This is a genomic window from Aeromicrobium phoceense (genome assembly GCF_013868155.1).
Classification (GTDB): Bacteria; Actinomycetota; Actinomycetes; order Propionibacteriales; family Nocardioidaceae; genus Aeromicrobium; species Aeromicrobium phoceense.
This window is the reverse complement of the sequence record NZ_JACEOG010000001.1, coordinates 2,374,937-2,392,997: the sequence shown is the minus strand read 5'-3', so window position 1 is coordinate 2,392,997 and position 18,061 is coordinate 2,374,937. Positions and strand designations below refer to the sequence as shown.

21 protein-coding genes are annotated in these 18,061 nt (G+C 67.5%); 7 read left to right on the top strand and 14 right to left on the bottom strand.

Annotation, left to right across the window (positions count from 1 at the left end; all coding sequences use genetic code 11):
* Positions 1-9 precede the first annotated feature (9 nt).
* From H1W00_RS11615 to H1W00_RS11595, 5 genes are all read right to left on the bottom strand, one after another.
* Positions 10-306 (bottom strand): Dabb family protein, encoded by a 297-nt coding sequence (locus H1W00_RS11615; protein ID WP_181755844.1) that lies wholly within the window; start codon positions 304-306, stop codon positions 10-12.
* Positions 307-370: 64 nt separating this feature from the next.
* Positions 371-1,276, bottom strand: coding sequence for an ABC transporter substrate-binding protein (locus H1W00_RS11610; protein WP_181755843.1), 906 nt, complete (start codon positions 1,274-1,276; stop codon positions 371-373).
* Positions 1,277-1,289: 13 nt separating this feature from the next.
* On the bottom strand, positions 1,290-1,976 hold the full coding sequence (locus H1W00_RS11605) for an ABC transporter permease subunit (protein WP_181755842.1): 687 nt from the start codon (positions 1,974-1,976) through the stop codon (positions 1,290-1,292).
* Complete coding sequence (locus H1W00_RS11600) at positions 1,973-2,641, bottom strand: ABC transporter permease (RefSeq protein WP_181755841.1); 669 nt, start codon at positions 2,639-2,641, stop codon at positions 1,973-1,975. Before H1W00_RS11600 ends, H1W00_RS11605 begins: the two co-directional genes overlap by 4 nt.
* Positions 2,638-3,444, bottom strand: coding sequence for an ABC transporter ATP-binding protein (locus tag H1W00_RS11595; protein WP_338072905.1), 807 nt, complete (start codon positions 3,442-3,444; stop codon positions 2,638-2,640). Before H1W00_RS11595 ends, H1W00_RS11600 begins: the two co-directional genes overlap by 4 nt.
* A gap of 106 nt (positions 3,445-3,550) precedes the next feature.
* Here H1W00_RS11595 and H1W00_RS11590 point away from each other — a divergent pair, with 106 nt between their 5' ends.
* The 3 genes from H1W00_RS11590 to H1W00_RS11580 all read left to right on the top strand — a co-directional run bounded on the left by H1W00_RS11590 (position 3,551) and on the right by H1W00_RS11580 (position 8,073).
* Entirely contained in the window at positions 3,551-4,072 is a 522-nt protein-coding gene (locus tag H1W00_RS11590; protein WP_194956520.1) for a PadR family transcriptional regulator, read from the top strand.
* On the top strand, positions 4,044-5,048 hold the full coding sequence (locus H1W00_RS11585; RefSeq protein WP_206680014.1) for a zinc-binding alcohol dehydrogenase family protein: 1,005 nt from the start codon (positions 4,044-4,046) through the stop codon (positions 5,046-5,048). The genes H1W00_RS11590 and H1W00_RS11585 overlap by 29 nt, the downstream gene beginning before the upstream one ends.
* A 505-nt stretch (positions 5,049-5,553) precedes the next feature.
* Positions 5,554-8,073, top strand: coding sequence for a glycoside hydrolase family 3 C-terminal domain-containing protein (locus tag H1W00_RS11580; RefSeq protein ID WP_206680013.1), 2,520 nt, complete (start codon positions 5,554-5,556; stop codon positions 8,071-8,073).
* A 414-nt stretch (positions 8,074-8,487) separates the two neighbouring features.
* On the opposite strand, the gene H1W00_RS11575 is transcribed toward H1W00_RS11580, so the two are convergent.
* Together H1W00_RS11575 and H1W00_RS11570 are read right to left on the bottom strand one after the other, a co-directional pair.
* Positions 8,488-8,673 carry a hypothetical protein gene (locus tag H1W00_RS11575; RefSeq protein WP_181755837.1) on the bottom strand — a complete coding sequence of 62 codons (186 nt, stop codon included), beginning with the start codon at positions 8,671-8,673 and terminating at the stop codon, positions 8,488-8,490.
* Between the two features lie 88 nt (positions 8,674-8,761).
* Complete coding sequence (locus H1W00_RS11570) at positions 8,762-9,151, bottom strand: heavy metal-responsive transcriptional regulator (RefSeq protein WP_181755836.1); 390 nt, start codon at positions 9,149-9,151, stop codon at positions 8,762-8,764.
* Between the two features lie 111 nt (positions 9,152-9,262).
* On the opposite strand from H1W00_RS11570, the gene merA reads away from it, so the two are divergent.
* Positions 9,263-10,687, top strand: coding sequence for a mercury(II) reductase (gene merA / locus H1W00_RS11565; RefSeq protein ID WP_181755835.1), 1,425 nt, complete (start codon positions 9,263-9,265; stop codon positions 10,685-10,687).
* Here the strand turns inward: merA and H1W00_RS17210 are convergent.
* From H1W00_RS17210 to H1W00_RS11535, 6 genes are all read right to left on the bottom strand, one after another.
* Positions 10,606-11,163 (bottom strand): VldE C-terminal domain-containing protein, encoded by a 558-nt coding sequence (locus tag H1W00_RS17210; RefSeq protein WP_476692247.1) that lies wholly within the window; start codon positions 11,161-11,163, stop codon positions 10,606-10,608. The genes merA and H1W00_RS17210 overlap by 82 nt on opposite strands.
* The gene (locus H1W00_RS11555) at positions 11,081-11,605 is read right to left on the bottom strand and encodes a signal peptidase II (protein ID WP_206680012.1); all 525 of its coding nucleotides are present in this window, start codon (positions 11,603-11,605) and stop codon (positions 11,081-11,083) included. Before H1W00_RS11555 ends, H1W00_RS17210 begins: the two co-directional genes overlap by 83 nt.
* A gap of 74 nt (positions 11,606-11,679) precedes the next feature.
* Positions 11,680-12,285 carry a cadmium resistance transporter gene (locus tag H1W00_RS11550; RefSeq protein ID WP_146825579.1) on the bottom strand — a complete coding sequence of 202 codons (606 nt, stop codon included), beginning with the start codon at positions 12,283-12,285 and terminating at the stop codon, positions 11,680-11,682.
* The gene (locus tag H1W00_RS11545) at positions 12,285-14,201 is read right to left on the bottom strand and encodes a heavy metal translocating P-type ATPase (protein WP_181756274.1); all 1,917 of its coding nucleotides are present in this window, start codon (positions 14,199-14,201) and stop codon (positions 12,285-12,287) included. Before H1W00_RS11545 ends, H1W00_RS11550 begins: the two co-directional genes overlap by 1 nt.
* Positions 14,198-14,557 carry a Cd(II)/Pb(II)-sensing metalloregulatory transcriptional regulator CmtR gene (gene cmtR / locus H1W00_RS11540; protein WP_181755832.1) on the bottom strand — a complete coding sequence of 120 codons (360 nt, stop codon included), beginning with the start codon at positions 14,555-14,557 and terminating at the stop codon, positions 14,198-14,200. The genes H1W00_RS11545 and cmtR overlap by 4 nt, the downstream gene beginning before the upstream one ends.
* Positions 14,558-14,606: 49 nt before the next feature.
* Positions 14,607-15,629: a flavin-containing monooxygenase gene (locus H1W00_RS11535; RefSeq protein WP_338072889.1), complete on the bottom strand. Its 1,023-nt coding sequence runs from the start codon at positions 15,627-15,629 to the stop codon at positions 14,607-14,609.
* Between the two features lie 163 nt (positions 15,630-15,792).
* Between H1W00_RS11535 and H1W00_RS11530 the strand changes: the two genes are divergently transcribed.
* From H1W00_RS11530 to H1W00_RS11520, 3 genes are read left to right on the top strand one after another with little or no spacing between them, the layout of a single operon-like run.
* Complete coding sequence (locus tag H1W00_RS11530) at positions 15,793-16,134, top strand: ArsR/SmtB family transcription factor (protein ID WP_206680011.1); 342 nt, start codon at positions 15,793-15,795, stop codon at positions 16,132-16,134.
* 59 nt (positions 16,135-16,193) lie between these two features.
* On the top strand, positions 16,194-17,042 hold the full coding sequence (locus H1W00_RS11525; RefSeq protein WP_476692246.1) for a cation diffusion facilitator family transporter: 849 nt from the start codon (positions 16,194-16,196) through the stop codon (positions 17,040-17,042).
* The gene (locus tag H1W00_RS11520; RefSeq protein ID WP_181755828.1) at positions 17,039-17,248 is read left to right on the top strand and encodes a hypothetical protein; all 210 of its coding nucleotides are present in this window, start codon (positions 17,039-17,041) and stop codon (positions 17,246-17,248) included. The genes H1W00_RS11525 and H1W00_RS11520 overlap by 4 nt, the downstream gene beginning before the upstream one ends.
* 109 nt (positions 17,249-17,357) lie before the next feature.
* On the opposite strand, the gene H1W00_RS11515 is transcribed toward H1W00_RS11520, so the two are convergent.
* On the bottom strand, positions 17,358-17,942 hold the full coding sequence (locus tag H1W00_RS11515) for a copper resistance CopC family protein (protein ID WP_181755827.1): 585 nt from the start codon (positions 17,940-17,942) through the stop codon (positions 17,358-17,360).
* Positions 17,943-18,061 lie beyond the last annotated feature (119 nt).

The following is an 18,061-nucleotide window of genomic DNA, read 5'->3' as shown; positions in this document are numbered from 1 at the left end:
CCGAGCCGGTCAGGCGGTGTGCAGCTGGAACGCACCCCAGGACGCGCACAGTGGGGTCACGTGGTCATCCACGAACGCGACGTGTGCGGGGGCCTCGAGGTAGGAGCGCCACGCCTGCTCGTCCGCGAACTCCGCGACGATGCCGACCTCGGCGTTCCCGGGGTTGAGCCCCAGGTCCTGTCCCGACCGGAACGAGGCGACGCCGTCGATCTGGTTCGGCAGGTCGGCCATCGCCGCGACGAGTGCCTCGCGCTGCTCGGGGGTGGACGCGTCGGTGAAGGTCATGCTCCAGACGTGAGTGATCATGGTTTGCTCCTGGTGGTGTTGTCGGTCTGCCCGAGCCGTTGCGGCCGGGAAGCTGGGGGAGGGGTCAGGCGAGGTCTTCGGCCTCGAGCCAGTCGGCCGCGATCGACTTGGCGGGGCGCTCTTCCTCGACGCTCAGCTGATTGAGTCGCACGAGATCGTCGGCGCTCATGGCAGCGCTGATCTTGTCGATGACGGCCGCGGCGTCCTTGTCCACGTCGTCGCTGGCGATCGGGACGACGTGCGATGCCAGGAACAAGCCCTTGGTGTCCTCGAGGGTCACCAGGTCGTTCTCGCGGATCGACGGATCGGCGGTGTAGAGGATCGCGAGCTGGATGTCGTCGTCCGCGAGAGCCTTGACGGTGAGGGGGCCTCCACCGTCCTCGATCGGGGTGAAGTCCACGGAGACGCCGTAGGCGGACTTCAATCCCTTCGGCCCGTTCGGACGGCTCTCGCCCTCGGAGTTGCCACCCAGGGTGAGCGGATCGGTGACCTTCGCCAGATCGGCGATCGTGCTCAGGTCCCACTTCTCGGCGAACTCGCGGGTGACGACATAGGAGTCCTGGTCCGTTGCCGGCGACTGCTCCAGGGCGCGCAGGCCGTCAGGCGTGGCCTTCTGCAACGCCGCGTAGACGTCGTCGCTCAGCCGCGCCGGGGTCTTTGACTCCCAGTACTGCAGGAGCGGACCGGAGTACTCCGGGAACAGGTCGATGCTCCCGGACTCGAGCTCGGGGACGTAGGCCTCACGCTGACCGATGCGGAACTGCCGATCGACGTCGAGGCCCTCGGCCTCCAGCGCCTGGGCATAGATCTCAGCGACGATCTCGTTCGAGTAGTAGTCCTGGGAGCCGACGACGATGGTGTCGGAGCTGCCTCCGTCGTTCGCGAGCGGATCCGATCCGCCGCACGCACTCACGGTGAGGAGGGCAGCCAGGCCCGTGGCGAGGCCGAGGTTCAAGCGAGTGGAGTTCATGGTCTTCTTTCGGTCAGGCGCCCGGACGGGCGTCAACGGCGGGGCGGTGGGCAAGGAGAGTCATGCGTTGCTGGAGCGTGGCCAGGAGTCGGTCGAGCAGGAGCGCAAGTGCCGCCACGAGGAGGGCTCCCGCGAGCATCTGCGGGTAGTCGCGCGACTTGAGACCGGTGAACAGGTACCGGCCCAGTCCCGTGTCGGAGGTGTACGCGGCGAGCGTCGCGGTCGCGACGACCTGCAGTGTCGCGGCGCGCACTCCTCCCATGAGCACGCCGGCCCCGAGGGGGAGCTCGACGTCTCGGACGATCTGCCACTCGCTCATGCCCATGGCGCGGGCGGCGTCGACCGCGACCGGATCGGCGGCCTCGATCCCGGCGTAGGCGCCGGCAAGCAGCGAAGGCACGGCGAGGGCGACGAGCGCGAGCAGCGGCGCGCCGACACCGACCCCCATCAGCAGGGCGAGGAGGGTCAGCAGCCCCAGTGTCGGCACGGCTCGGACCGCACCGGCCAGTGCGGTCACGGCCCCGCGCCCGCGGCGCGTGTGGCCGACGAGCACGCCGAGCGGAACTGCCGGGACGGCAGCGATCAGGACAGCGGCCACGGTCACCGCGAGGTGCTGGGCCAGCCGGACGCCGACACCGTTCGATCCGGTCCAGCTCGACGGGTCGAAGATCCAGGCGAGTGCGTCGAGGAGGATGTTCACAGCGCCACCTCCTCCGTGACGGTGTGGGATCGGCGGCGGCCCTGCCACGGCGTGAGGGCACGGCCGACCGCCAGAAGTGTCCCGTCGAGCAGGAGAGCCAGAGCCATCGTCACCACGACGCCGGTGACGACCTCGCTGGTGATGCCGCGCTGGAATCCGTCGGTCAGGAGCGTGCCGAGACTGGAGATTCCGACGAGGGCGCCGATGGTCACGAGACTGACGGTGCTCACGGTCACCACCCGGATGCCGGATAGCAGCACAGGTACGGACAGTGGGAGGTCGACCCGCCAGAACATGGCACGCCGGCTGTAGCCCATGGCCCTGGCGGATTCGCGCACGCCCTCGTCCACCGCGACGAAGGCGTCCGTGGCCGTTCCGACCAGGAGGGCGGTCCCGTAGAGCGTCAGGGCGATGACCAGCGTGAGCGGCGATCTCAGCGGAATCCCGAAGACCACCGGTATCACGATCAGCAGGGGCAGGGCGGGAATCGCGTAAAGGACGCTGGCTAGGCCCAGCACGGACTGTCGCAGTCGAGGTCGGCGGTGCGCCAGCCGGCCCAAGGGGACCGCGAGCGCCACGCTCGCCACGATCGCCGGGACCGCGAGCGCCAGGTGCTGGAGCGTCAGTTCCACCACCCAGGACCAGTTGTTCTGCAGCCAGGTCATCGCAGGACACCCACGGGACGGCCCTCACCATCGACGACGAGTCGTCGGCCGTCGACGTCGACCGTGCGCAGGTTGCGGCCGGGCCGGTCCGCGCCCACGAAGTCGCGGACGAAGTCATCGGCCGGGGAGGCGAGAATGCTCTGTGGCGAGCCGGCCTGAGCGACGACGCCGCCGGCCCGCAGCACCACGACGTCGTCGGCGAGCCTGAACGCCTCGTCGATGTCGTGGGTGACGATCACGATCGTCTTGGCCAGCTCGGCCTGGATCCGGAGCATCTGGTCCTGCAGGTCGCGTCGCACGATCGGGTCGACCGCGCCGAAGGGCTCGTCCATGAGCAGGATGTTGGGGTCGGACGCCAGTGCGCGGGCGACGGCGACGCGCTGCTGCTGACCACCGGAGAGCTGGGCGGGGTAGCGCTGCGCCAGGGACTGATCGAGGCCGACCAGCGCCAGCAGCTCCGCAGCGTCGGAACGGGCGGCACGCCGCGACATGCCGTTCAGGACCGGCACGGTGGCGACGTTGTCGACCACGGTGCGGTGGGGGAGCAGCCCGCCGGCCTGTGGGACGTAGCCGATCCGCCGACGCAGTCGGACCTTGTCGAGCTCACGCACGTCCTCGTCGTCGATCAGGACCGCGCCCCGGCTGGGATCGACCATCCGGTTGACCATGCGCAGCAGCGTCGTCTTGCCCGAGCCGGACGACCCGACGAACGCGACCGTGCCGTGCGAGGGCACGTGATGGGAGAAGTCCGCGACGGCGACGGTGCCGTCGGCGTAGGTCTTTCCGACGTGCTTGAACTCGATTCCCACGCTTCCCCCTGAGTCGTGCCGATGGGCCTCGACCATTCTACCCCTCGAAACGAGATAACTCGAATCGAGGGTTTTCGTGTATCCTGACACCGTGATCGAGATGATGATCCTGGGTTTCCTCGCGGAGGGCCCGCTCCACGCCTACGAGCTGCGACGGCGCATGGAACGCCTGCACGGATACGCGCGCGCCATCAGCGACGGCACCATCTATCCCGCGCTGAAGCGGTTGCAATCGGCGGGCTTCATCGCCCGCGAGGAACCGGCACCGGGAGCGGGATCAGCGCAGCGCCAGACCTTCCGGCTCACCGCGCCCGGCCTGGCGGAGCTGCACGCCCGACTGCGCGACGCCAACGGCTACGACATCACCGATGGGGACCGCTTCTTCGTCGTCCTGGCCTTCCTGTCGCAGCTCCCCGACGTCGCCGACCAGCATGCCGTGCTCCGCCGCCGGCTCGACTTCCTCGACCAGCCGGGAGTGAGCTTCTTCTACGAATCCGACCAGCCGCTGGCCGCGGGGGACGTCGATGACCCGTACCGCCGCGGCATGCTGGTGTCGGCGCGCGAGACCAGCCGCGCCCAGCGACGCTGGATCCGTGAGTTGCTCGGAGAACATCATGGGTGAGCCGACCATGCGTGCCGTCGTGCTGGACGCACCCGGCCCCGTCACGAACCTGCACCTGCGCGAGCTGCCACTGCCCCTCCCAGCCCGGGGTTGGGTCCGCATCAGGGTCAAGGCGTTCGGCCTCAACCGTTCTGAGCTGCACACCCGGCTCGGGCTCGCCGAGGGTGTCACCCTCCCGCGGGTCCTGGGCATCGAGGCCACCGGCATCGTCGACCTCGCGCCCGGCGGCGAGTTCGAGGAGGGCCAGCAGGTCATGACGATGATGGGCGGGATGGGCCGGGTCTTCGACGGCGGCTACGCCGAGTACGCCTGCGTCCCGGAAGGCCAGGTCATCGCGTTCCACTCCGAGCTCGACTGGGCCGTCCTCGGAGCGGTGCCGGAGATGCTCCAGACGGCGTTCGGATCCCTGAGCGTGGGATTGGACATCCAGCCCGGCCAGACGCTGCTGATCCGTGGCGGAACCTCTTCGGTGGGCATGGCCGCTGCCGTGCTGGCGAAGCGCAAGGGCGTCAGGGTGCTCGCCACCACGCGCAATCCGGCGAAGGCCGAGTCACTGCGCGCGATCGGTGTCGATGATGTGCTGGTCGACGACGGCAACGTCGCGACCCAGGTTCATGCGCTGCTGCCCGACGGCGTCGACGCAGCCGTGGAGCTGGTCGGCACGCCCACACTGCCCGACACCTTGCGGGCCACCAGGGTCCACGGCACGGTGTGCTTCACCGGCATGCTCTCGAACGAGTGGTCCGTTAAGGACTTCTACCCGATCGACTACATCCCCCGCGGGGTGCGCCTGACCTCCTATGCCGGTGAGGCGGACGACCTGCCCGCTGACGTCCTCCGGGGGTTCCTCGAGGACGTCGCCGCTGGCCGTGCCCAGGTGCCCGTCGACCGCGTGTACGAACTCGGCGACATCCGCGAGGCGCACCAGCGGATGGAAGACGGTGCAGCCACCGGGAAGCTCGTCGTGCGCATCTGACTGACCGAATGGTGGACTCATTCGTCCCACCTCGGGAGCACCACCGGCCTCAGATCTTGACACTTTTTTCAGGCCGCGCGCATGCTGGCGAATGACGGTGAGCGAGCTTCTGGAACAGCCACCTCGCGCCGGTTCCCGAATCGACCGGCCCACCGCCGGTCAGGAGATTCGCACCACTGCAGGCCCGGCCGGACGCCCGGCGTCCCTGTACCCGGGGGCCGTCCAGCCTGGACCGTGACGCACCCCTTCAGAGGCACCCCAACGGGGTGTCTTGAGAACTTCGGGGGGGGTCCCGATGTACCACGCACCTTTGAAGAACACCCTGTCGCGCCTCTCGATCGGTCTCGTCGCCACCGCCTTGCTCGCATCAGGAGCGACGGCGGCCGTGACGGCCGAGGCAGCAGGCAACACCGCTTCCGCGGCATTGCCGAATGCCGGACCGATCGACGCCCGGTGGGCAGACTCACGCTCCGCCGAACGGCGAGCGCGAGCGCTGCTGCGCCGTATGACCTTGGACGAGAAGATCGACATGCTCCACGGCGAGGTCAACTTCTACTACGGCTTCTACAACGCACCGATCGAGCGCTTGGGCATCCCGGCCCTCACGATGGCTGACGGCCCGGCCGGAGTCCGCATCGCCAACCCCGACGTCAACGACCAGCAGGCGACCGAGCTGCCCTCACCGCTTGCGTTGGCAGCGACCTGGAACGCCGGACTCGCGCAGGAATACGGCGAGCGCGCAGGCGACGAGGCCCACCGCACCGGGCACAATGTGCTGCTGGCGCCGGCCCTGGACATCGCCCGGGTCTCCCAGGCCGGCCGCGCGTTCGAGGCATTCGGCGAAGATCCGCTGATCTCGGGCCGCATCGGTGGCGCCGTCATTCGCGGCATCCAGGAGAACCCCGTGCTGGCGGACCTGAAGCACTACAACGTCTACACCCAGGAGCAGAACCGCCTGATCGGCGGCAATGCGGTGGTCGACGAGCGGACCCTCCAGGAGATCTACACCCGCCCCTTCGACATCGCCATCCAGGAGGGCGATCCAGCGACCGCGATGTGCGCGTTCAACAAGGTCAACGGGACCTACGCGTGTGAGAACGACTACCTCCTCAACGAGATCCTCAAGGTGCAGCTCGAGTTCGAGGGCTGGGTCATGAGCGACTACGGGGCCACTCACAGCACCGTCGCGTCGATCCTCAACGGCATGGACCAGGAGATGCCCGGCGACTTCGGCGGCGACGACTGCTTCTTCTGTGCCCCACTGGCCGAGGCCGTGGATGCCGGCGACGTCCCCGTCTCCCGCATCAACGACGCGGTGATGAGGATCCTCAAGCCCATGTTTGCCCTCGGCCTGTTCGACGAGCCGGCGACGGTCCGTCCGCTGCCCGAGGAGGAGAACGGTGACTTCGCCCGAGAGGTGTCGGAGCAGGCGACCGTCCTGCTGAAGAACCGCCGCGGCACGCTGCCTCTGGACGACGACCTGGACTCGATCGCCGTGATCGGCGCGGACGCAGACCACGCCGTCCAAGGTGGCGGTAGCAGTCAAGTGCTACCGACCTACACCGTCAGCCCGCTCGAGGGGATCACCGAGCGCGCGGACGGGGCGACCGTGACTCACGCGCCCGGCAACGAACCGGTCACGTCCACGGCGTTGCTCCCCGGTCCGGATCCGATCCCGTCGGAGTTCCTCCGGTCCGCGCTGGACGACGAACCCGGTGTGCGCGTGGAGTACTTCGACAACCCCGGCCGGACGGGCACGCCCGAGCTCGACCGCACCGAGCCCTACGCCGGCATCTTCGGAGGGTTCTACCTGTTCGAGGGCTTCAACGCGGCGTCACCGCACTTCCCGAGGCAGTCGAACGAGAACACGTCGGGAATCCGCTGGACGGGAACCCTCACGGCACCGGTCACGGGAACGTACGAGCTGACCGTCACCACGAACGGGGCGACGACGCTCTACCTGGACGACGCACCCGTCATCACCACGGAGACCGCTCCAGAACCCACCGACCCCGGGGTCCACACCTACGAGGTGGACCTGGTCGAAGGGCAGGAGTACGACCTCCGTGCGGAGTTTTCGATCGGGGCCAGTGCGAGCACGGACTTCGGGTCCGCGTTCAAGCTGGGCTGGGTGCCGCCGGACGAGGTGGTGGAACCGAGCATCGCCGAGGCAGCAGAGGTCGCCGCCGACGCCGACGTCGCTGTGGTCTTCGCCCGCGACTACGCGAGCGAGGGTGGGGATCGTCCCAACCTCGACCTGCCCAACGCCCAGGACGACCTGATCCGGGAGGTGGCAGCCGCCAACCGGCGGACCATCGTGGTCCTCACCGCCAGCGCCGCTGTCCAGACCTCGGACTGGGAGGACGACGTGCGCGCCGTCCTGCACAACTGGTACGGCGGTCAGGAGCAGGGCAGTGCCATCGCGCGGATCCTCTTCGGAGACGTGAACCCGTCGGGCAAGCTGCCGCTGACGATTCCCGTGGACGAGGAAAGCACTCCGGTCAGTGACGAGGACCAGTACCCGGGTGACGGGCTCGACCAGCAGTTCTCGGAGGGGATCTTCGTGGGCTACCGCGGGTACGAGGAGCGCGGCATCGAGCCGAGCTACCCCTTCGGCCACGGTCTGTCCTACACGAAGTTCGACTACCGGCGACTCGTGCTCTCGTCGAACACCCGGGGGCGTGGGTCCGCCCGCGCGACCAAGTCGGTGAAGGTCTCCGTGGACGTCCGGAACGTCGGACGGCGCCGTGGCAGCGAGACGGTGCAGGTCTACGTGGGCAACCTGCCCACCCGTCGCGTCGACACGGCGGAGAAGGCGCTGGCCGGCTGGGCCAAGGTCGACCTCCGTCCGGGGCAGCGTCGACGGGTGACGGTGAACCTCGATCCGCAGTCGTTCTCGTACTGGGACACGGCTCGCGACCGGTGGCGCACCCCCGACGGGCGCGTGCCGATCTACGTGGGCTCGTCGTCCGACGACCTGCGGCTGGCTGGCTCCGTCCGGATCTCGGGAGGACGCAACAGGTAATCGGTAACGGCCTCAACCCGCGACCCTGTGCCCTTCTTGAGCGCGGGGTCGCGGCTCGTTCCTCGAGGAGGAGTGCAGACCAGGGCGCCCACGTGAACAGTGTCGAGTAGCACCCTTGAGCCGAACCGGCAAGCGGTGCTGGGTTGATGTTGCGTTCCTTCTCCGAAAGTGGCCATTTGGTGGCCGGATTGGGCCGGCGGTTGTCGCCGGTCCTCGGGGATCGTCGGGGGGGACCCAGAGGGGCCATCCCCACCGTTTGAGGGTGTTCCGCGGTTCTCGGTACCCAGCGTCGCGACTCGTACGGAGCTCGGCTTCGACAGGGGGTCGCAGGTTCAAATCCTGTCAGCCCGACCGTGTGATGTCTCAGGACATCGGAAACTCCCGGACCTGCATTTTGCAGGTTCGGGAGTTTTTTCATGTGGTTTTGTGTCGGGGTTGGTCGTCGCGGTCGGGGTTGATGATCAGGTCGCGGAGCAGTTCTCCGGTGGTGGCGTTGACGACTCTGACGTGGTGGTCGTCGATGAGCAGGGTGACGTGGGTTCGGGTGTGGGTTCGGCCGATGCCGATGTGGGGGAGTTTTCCGGCGATGCAGGTGTTCACGCGTGCATCGGGCGGGCAACGACGCTGGGCGTGCTGGGATCGCGACCGCGTGGCCGGCCGCGGTCTGTCTCCTTCTCGATGCGGAGAACTATAGGTAGCGGCAGACCTGCTCGGGACTGCACGTGTCGGGGTCCGGCTGCGCGGCGTCGTGCCTGAGTTCGGCAATAGTGTCATGCAGGGCGGTGAGCCGAGCGATCTGCTGCTCGATCTCGGCTAGGCGCTCGTCGAGCAGATCGCGCACGTGCTCACACGGCGCGGCGCCGTCATCGCGGATGTCGAGGATCTGGCGGATCTGAGCGAGGGTGAGTCCCGCCGCCTGGCCGCGGTGGACAAAGTCGATCCGGGCGACAGCGACGGGCGGGTAGTCCCGATAACCCGACGGCGTCCGATCGGCTGGGGGCAGCAGTCCCGACTCCTCATAGAAGCGGAGAGTCTTCGGAGTGGTCCCAGCCGCAGCGGCCAGTTCCCCGATGCGCATCGCGGTCACCTCTCGTTCGGCAGGAGCACGCTTGACCTTCCCCTGCACTGGAACGTCAAGTATGGCTGAACAGATCAGAAGAAGACCGAAGGGTTGAAGGAGACAGCAGCGATGCCTACGAAGTACGACCTTGCCATCATCGGATCGGGCGGCGGGGCGTTCGCCGCGGCGATCCGCGCGACCGCGCTGGGAAAGTCGGTGGTGATGGTCGAGCGCGGCACGCTCGGCGGGACCTGCGTGAACACTGGGTGCGTGCCGTCGCAGGCGCTCATTGCCGCGGCTGGCGCGCGGTACTCCGCCGCCGACGCCCCGGACCGTTTCCCGGGGATCTCAACGACAGCGGGCCCAATCGACATGCCCGCGCTGGTCGCCGGAAAAGTGGCGCTGGTCGAGTCGCTGCGGGGCGAGAAATACGCCGACGTTGCTGAATCCTACGGCTGGCCAGTGCGTCAGGGAGTCGCCGCGCTCGCGGGCTCGCCTGATGCGCCGGCGCTGAACATCACCGCCGCCGATGGGATGGCCGCGACCGTCGAGGCCGAGCACTACATGGTCGCAACCGGCGCTCGACCGTGGGTCCCGCCGATCGACGGCCTGGATAGCGCGGGGTACCTGACCTCGACCACGGCCATGGAGCTGCTCGAGGTCCCCAGGTCTCTCCTCGTCCTCGGCGGTGGCTACGTCGCCTTGGAGCAGGCCCAACTGTTCGCCCGACTCGGCTCCGAGGTCACGCTGCTGGCCCGCTCCCGACTCGCATCGAAGGAGGAGCCTGAAGTCTCCTGGGCGCTTGAGGACGTCTTCGCCGATAATGGCATCCGCGTCGTTCGCCGCGCGGTGCCCACCCGGGTGACCCGGGCCGCAGGGACCGGGCTGGTCGTGGTGACCGCGGACGTATCCGGCGTCTCGCAGGACTTCCGCGCCGACCAAGTCCTGGTAGCCCTCGGACGCCGCCCCGTCACCGACGGACTCAACCTCGACTCTGTCGGAGTCAAGACAGGGGAGTCCGGCGAGGTGGTCGTCTCCGACAGGATGCAATCCTCGAATCGGCGGATCTGGGCCGCGGGCGACGTGACCGGGCACCCCGAGTTCGTCTACGTGGCCGCCCACCACGGCACCCTTGTGGCCGAGAACGCGTTCCTCCACGTCGACCGGACCGTCGACTACTCTCGTCTGCCGCGGGTGACGTTCACCGGCCCCGCGATCGGCGCGGTCGGGATGACCGAGAAGGAGGCGAAAAGCGCGGGAATCCGCTGCGACTGCCGCGTCCTGCCGCTGCACCACGTGCCCCGAGCACTGGTCAACCGCGATACCCGTGGGTTCATCAAGATCGTCGTGAACGCCGACACAAGCGAGATTCTCGGCATCACTGCCGTCGCCAAGGACGCCGGCGAGCTCGCCGCCACCGGAGTCCACCTGCTCGGCAAGACCATCGCCGAAGTCGTCGACGCGTGGGCCCCCTATCTCACCATGACCGAAGGACTCCGGCTCGCCGCAAGAGCCTTCACCACCGACGTCTCACAGCTGTCGTGCTGCGCGTGAACGCGGTCGGCACTGGTACTCACAGGCGAGGGCGATGCCGCCGATGCGGACGGTTCTTGCGCTCGCGCAGCGGAAGGCTTGGCCGTACCCGCTGTCCCGGTCATCTCGGTGCCTCCGCCGAATTCGACTTGACCGAGCGTTCGATGGTACTCGACCCCGATACGCTCGGCATTCGCCTTGAGCCCGTTCGTCGCGTTCCAGCCGTTCTCGAGGGCAGCGCCGACGGCTCGCGTGCCGATGGCGTTGCCGAAGGTCCCGTCGCACGCTCGGCCGGCGGCGTGGTCGTTCGTCGCCGGCTCGCCCGGCCGCCAGCACGCCCACGACGAGCCCGGGAAGTGACTCTCGAGCTGAGCCGATCTCAACCAGAGACGAGGGTTTGCTCCGGTGAATCTCTTAGCGCGTGTCGTCCTCGGGTGGAAGGTTCTCGGCAATTCGCCGGCGGAGGATCGTCGTAGTCGAAGCCTGCCCGCGGGCACGCTCCTCCCGCCACATCAGGAGGGCTCCGGCCACCGCCCCCGTGACGATCACGAAGTCGGCGAAGTTCCCGATGAACAGATTGCCGTAGGCAAGGAAGTCCACGACGTGTCCACGGCCGAATCCTGGTTCGCGGAACAGCCGGTCGCTGGCGTGAGAGGCTGCAGCTCCGCCCAGCGCACCGACCACGAGCGTCCACCCGAGCTGCCGAACGCGAAACGCGAAAACCGTCGCGACGACCACAGCGGCGACAGAGACCAAGGCGAACACCCACGTGAACCCTTCGCCAAAGGAGAACGCCGCGCCCGGGTTGTACGCCAGTTGAAGGCCGAACAGGCTTCCAACCAACGGCGTCCGCTCACCCTCGATGAGGGTGCTCTCGGCCCAGCTCTTGGTCCACTGATCGACAAGAACGACGAGCCCGCCAAGCAGGAGGGCCGTCACCGCGAACCGCCAGCGACCCCCACGGCGCACCCCTTCGGCCGAATCCTGATTCGCCCTCGCCCTCGGTCGACGAGTCATCCGATGACCTCGAAGAACCGGGTGATGACCTCGGACTCGATCAGGATGAACAGGCCCAAACCAATGAAGACCGTGGGCACGAGCCAGTGCTCGATGCGCTCCAGTGCCTCAGTGACGACCTCGCGGGTTCCGATCAGTCGTCCAGCGGCGCACCAAACGGCGACGAGGACGAGGAAGACCGCAATCATGACCGCGACGTCGGCCGGGGCGCTGGTGCGAAAAATCGGCGTGTAGAGCGAGATGTTGTCAGCCCCATTGGCGATTGTTATCCCGGCGACACTCCAGAGCCCGGCTGCGAGGGTCAAATCGCTGTCCTCGCCGTTGCGCTTGCGAAGCAAACCGCGGATGAGCGTCCAGATGCCGATGCTGAGAGGGATCAGTCCGAGCAGTCCGACCCATTGATCCGGCACGATCGTCAAGCCGAGCGCGGCGACCACACTGATCGCGACAAGCGTGATGAATCCGACGTATTGCCCCCCGACGATCTGCCACGGGCGCGGACTCCCATTGCGGGAGGCGAGGAACAGCACGGTGAGCACCACGATGTCATCGATGTTGGTAGCCGCGAACAGGCCAATGGCCGAACCGACAGTCGTCAGCATCAGCCCTCCACTCGCGGCGCGGGAGTGCGGGCGGCGCGCAGCCCGTTGAGAATCACGATGACCTCCGCGATCTCGTGGACCAGCACAACGGCGGCCAGCCCCAAGACACCGAACAGCGCGAGTGGAAGCAGCGCGGCGATGATCAACAGCGACAGGATGATGTTCTGGTTGATGATGCGCCGTCCACGCCGCGCGTGTTCGAATGCCCGCGGGATGAGGCGCAGATCATGGCCAGTGAAGGCAACGTCGGCGGACTCGATCGCCGCGTCGGAGCCTGTCGCTCCCATGGCGATGCCGATGTCCGCGGCGGCGAGAGCCGGGGCGTCGTTGATGCCGTCGCCGATCATGGCGACCGATCCCGCTTCGGACAGCTCGGTGATCGCAGCGGCCTTGTCCTCGGGTCGGAGCTCGGCGCGGACATCGTCGATCCCGGCCTGCGCGGCGAGAGCTCGAGCGGTTCGAGCGTTGTCGCCGGTGAGCATGGTCACGCCCACTCGGTGATCGGTGAGGGTGCGCACGACGTCAGGGACTTCGGGGCGCAGCTCGTCGCGGACGCCGATCGCCGCGACCGGGACGCCGTCGCGGTGCACGATCACGACCGTCATGCCCTGCATTTCCAGATCCTCGACACGCGCGCCGAGCTCTCCGGCGTCGAGCCAGCGCGGGCTGCCGACAGTGATCTTCATCCCGTCGACGGTGCCATCGATGCCGTGTCCCGCCTGCTCGGTCACCTCCGCGGCCAGGGGAACGTCCTGGGCGGCCGCGGTGATCGCCGCAGCGAGCGGGTGTGTGCTGTGCTGCTCCAACGCGGCAGCCCACGCCAGTCCCTGAGCCTCGGTGATGCCTTCGACCACCAGGACCGCGGTGACGGCAGGCTCATTGCGGGTGAGAGTGCCGGTCTTGTCGACGGCGACGTGGCGGACGGTGCCGAAACGTTCGAAGGCCGCACCGGATTTGACGATCACGCCGAACTTGCTGGCCGCACCGATGGCGGCGACGACGGTCAGAGGGACGGAGATCGCCAGCGCACAGGGCGACGCCGCCACCAGCACGACGAGGGCGCGAGTGATCCACACGTCTGGGTCGCCCAGGATCGATCCGAGGAGCGCGACGAGCACAGCAAGGATCAGGACCCCCGGGACGAGGGGCCGCGCGATCCGGTCGGCGAGCCGGGCGCGATCGCCCTTTTCTGCCTGAGCCTGCTCGACCAGCTCCACGATCGTGGTGAGCGAGTTGTCAGTACCGGCCGCAGTGGTCTCGATCTCCAGCGCGCCAGCACTGTTGATCGCCCCGGCTGACACCGGGTCACCCGGCTCGACCTCGACCGGGATCGACTCACCGGTGATGGCCGAGGTGTCCAAGCTCGACCGTCCTGAGCGGACGAGTCCGTCCGTCGCGATCCGCTCGCCAGGTCGGACCATCATCACGTCGCCGACGACCAGATCCTTGGCTTGGACCTGCTCCGCGACACCGTCACGGAGCACCGTCGCCGTCTCGGGCACGAGCTTGAGCAACGCCCGCAACCCTCCGCGCGCCCGGTCCATCGCCTTGTCCTCCAAGGCCTCCGCGATCGAGTACAAGAACGCCAGCGCCGCGGCCTCCTCGACGTAGCCGAGAATGACAGCGCCGATCGCGCTGATCGTCATCAACAGCCCGATCCCGAGCTTGCCCTTGAACAGGTTTCGGATCGCGGCAGGGGTGAAGGTCGAGGCGCCCAGCAGTAGGCCGACCCAGAAGAGCGCCAGGGCGGGTGTCTCGGCCCCGGACCGCTCGGCGACCAGGCCGAGGAGGAATGCCAGACCCGAGAAGACCGGCACCATGACTCCGCTGTCCTTCCACCACGGTCGCTCCGACTCCTCGAAGTCCTCGCCCGTCATGGCGACGGAATCGTGCTCGCATCCACACGCCGCGCTCATGCGCCCGATCCCGACTCGCAGCAGCCCACCACGGTGCACGTCGAGTCGACGCACGGCGCGTGAACGTCCACAGCCAACGTCACGTCCACCAGGGCGACGAGGGCGGCGGTGAGATGGGGATCGGCAATCTCATAGCGTGTCTGACGCCCCTCGGCCTCAGCCACCACGATGCCGCAGTCGCGCAGACACGTCAGATGGTTCGAGACGTTGGATCGAGTCAGCTCCAAGTCGCGCGACAGCACGGCGGGATAGCTCGGTCCCTCGAGGAGAGTCATGAGGATGCGGGAGCGCGTAGGGTCGGCCATGGCACGGCCAAGCCGGTTCATGACGTCGAGTCGCGTAGCAATGGTCAGCACTCGCTGAACTATACACTGAGCGCTGACCATTGGCGAAGGTCCGCGCGAGTCACGGGACGATGTGCCGGGCAATCAGTCGAGCGTCCGTGCCCACGCCTCCGAGCAGAGCTGAGCCCCTGTTGCGAAGCCATGAGTCTCCGAGGACGTACAACCCCCTGATCGGAGTTCGTCCGTCCTGCTGATCAAGAGTGCCGTCCTCGCCGACGACCGCTTCGGGCAACCACCCGAACCCGTTGCGATAGCCAGTAGCCCAAATCACCGATTCGAATCTGCGCTCGACGCCGTCGGCGAACGCGATCCTGTCGCGGTTCCCATCCACCGCACGAGGCAGAAGGTGGACGCCTCTCGAGGCCAGGTCGACCAGGCCTGGGCCCACCACCAACTCGCGCCCCGAGATGCGGCGTCCGATGCGACCGTTGGACGGCACCGAGAGCACCCCCGTCAGTTGCAGCCATCTGAAAAGGTCGACTCCGAGCAGCCGGTGCGGAAGGCGCGGTCGTGGAGAGCCTTGGGCGATCGACACACATCGATGAGCCGAGAGCTCCCTGGCGATCTGGATCCCGGTATTTCCGGAGCCGACGACGAGGACCGGACCGTCGGAGAGTTGGTCAGGGTTCCGGTAGGCGTCGCTGTGGAGGTTGGCTCCGTCTACGACTGTGTCGTTAGCGAAGTCGGGGTACTGGGGGATCGCGAAGGGCCCGGTCGCCGCCACGACTGCGCGAGCGCGCAACGATCCCGTCGACGTTTGAAGGACCAGGGAGTCGTCCCGCTGCGGGTGGACGGAAACGGCGCGCGTATCCCACTTTGGCTCCACGCCCAGGCTCGCGCGGTAGAGGTCGAGGTAGTCGGCGACATCTTTCGATGACGGGTAGCGCCCCTGAGCCCCTGGCATCCGAAGCCCAGGAAGGTGAGAGTGCCAAGCCGGCGTGAACAGGGTGAGTGAATCCCAGCGGCGACGCCAGGAAAGCGTCTGGGCGGATCCTGCGTCCAGGATTACGAAGTCCTCGGCTGGTCGGAGACCCCGCTCGAGCAACGCATGTGACATCGCGAGTCCCGCCTGCCCTGCCCCCACGATGGCGACGGGAAGCGACTCCGACGGGGACGTTGGTGACACTACGACTCCTCCTGGACTGGCGATACCGGGCGCAGCTACTATTCAACATAGTAGGCGCCACGTCGCGCCGGTCAGAAACTACACGCTTGAGTGAATTCATAATTCTATGTACTATCAGCTCATGAACGTTGCAACCTCGACCGCTCTGGATGCGCTCGCTCGATTCGGTCACGCCCTGTCCGATCCCACGCGCGCCAAGATCCTCATGTCTCTGCGTGAATCATCGGCGTTCCCTACGGATCTGGCCGATGCGTTGGACGTGAGTCGACAGTCGATCTCGAACCACTTGGCGTGCTTGCGGGGTTGTGGGCTGGTGGTCGCGGTACCTCAGGGGCGCCGCACCCGGTACGAATTGGCCGATCAGCGGCTGGGTCACGCGTTGGGCGACTTGCACGAGCTCGTCCTGGCAGTCGATCCCGGCCACGGTGTCAGCGGCGATGCCGGCGTGGAGAGTGGTCGGTGATGGGCGCGGGTCACGGCCACGGTGCTGCAGGTCACGCCGGCGGTCGCCACCGGTGGCGCTTGGCGGTCGCCTTCGTGCTGGTGTTCGCGTTCTTCCTCGTCGAGTTGGTCTTCGGTCTCATGTCGAACTCGTTGGCCCTGATCTCCGATGCCGGGCACATGTCCGCCGACGTGGTGGCCTTGGGGGCCGCGCTCGTAGCGACGCGGATCGCGACGCGGCTGGACACCACGGGCCGCAAGACCTACGGCTCCTACCGGGCCGAGGTCTTCGCCTCAGGCTTCACCGTGCTGATCATGCTCGGCGTGGCGGCGTATGTCGTCATCGAGGCCATCAGTCGAATTGGCGACGCTCCTGAGGTTGCCACCGGGACGATGCTCGTGGTGGGAGCCCTCGGTTTGGTCGTCAACATCGTCTCGATGCTGCTTCTGCGCGAGGGATCGCGCGAGTCCCTGAACGTCAAGGGTGCGTACTACGAGGTGGTTGCCGACGCTGCGGGAAGCGTCGGTGTGATCGCCGCGGGCATCCTGGTGGCCGTCAGTGGACAGCCCATCTGGGACACGCTCGTCGCCGTGGCGATCGGCATCTTCGTTGCCGTACGAGCGGTGGTGCTTGGCCGACAGGTGCTGGCCGTCCTCGGCCAGCATGTCCCCGAAGGCATCGTCGTAGACGAGGTAGTCGAGACGCTCGAAGCACTACCAGGCGTCGCAGGCGTGCACGATCTTCACCTCTGGACCCTCACGTCCGGCATGAACGTCGCGACCGCGCATCTCGTGGTGGAGAAGGGCTCTGACGGGCAGTTGGTCCTGACCAAGGCCCAGGGAGTCCTGGCCACCACCTATGGGATCGAGCACGCCACGCTGCAGACGGAGCTGGCCCCCACTCAGCAGTGCGAGGAAGTGAGCTGGTGAGGATCCCACTCGAGATCATGATGAAGCAGGGGATCAATGCGGACGGGAGCGAACCCATCGGCTGGCTGGCCGGTATCTACACCCTGGGGCTGTTCATACTGGTGGGCTTGCTTCTCTGGTCGTTCGTGAGGACGATGCGGCGAGCCCAGCAGCCGTGGCTCGGCGAACGTGCGACCGACCCTGGGCAGACCGTCGATCAAGGCTGAAGTCACGGCTCACGCCGTCGTGCTGCGGAACCACACGCCGCGATCGGCGACCAGGTCACCGCACATCAACGTCACTCAGTGCGGGGGCTGATGGGGGAGGCGAGGGGGTTCATTCGCTGGTCGCCCGCTGGCGACGCCGGTCGCGCCCGATCGCCCAGAGCAAGACCGACAGCGGGAGAAGGAAGAACAGGCTGACACCCACGCCGATCAGAATCGCCGTGGTTCGGAAGTCGTCCCCGTCCTCGTCCACGGTCGAGGAGGATTCGCCCTTCGGAGTCTCACTCGCAGGGGAGCTCGCATCACGTGAGCTCGGGGTCGGGGGAAGCGGCGCCCTGAAACGGACGTTGCCGTCCACGGGGTGCCCGTCGGCCGAGATCACTCGGTACGCCACATCCCACGCCACATCGCCCGAGCCCGGGGGAGCGGTCGGCAATCTTGCGTCCGAAAGGTCAACCGAGACCGTCGGCCCGCTCGTCGACGGATCCAACACCAAGACTTGCTGCGGTGACGTGCCGATCGTGAGGCTCACCTTGGAGAACTCCTTGGACATCGGGTCGGTGAACTGCAACTGAATGCGGTCGGGAGTCGTCTGCACGGTGGAGTCGTCCGCCGGATCGGACGAGGTGAGGCCCGTGTGCGCCTGCGCTGACGGGGCAGGAGCGAGCACGAGGAGCGTAACGAAGGCTGCGGTCACTGTACGGACCAGCCACGTACCCCGCCGAGTGCCGGGGAGAGCCTTGCGAGATCGGGCGGAGAGCGGGGCCCTGTGTTGGGTGGTCACGGTTCTTCCTTGAGTCCAGGCGCGCCACGCAG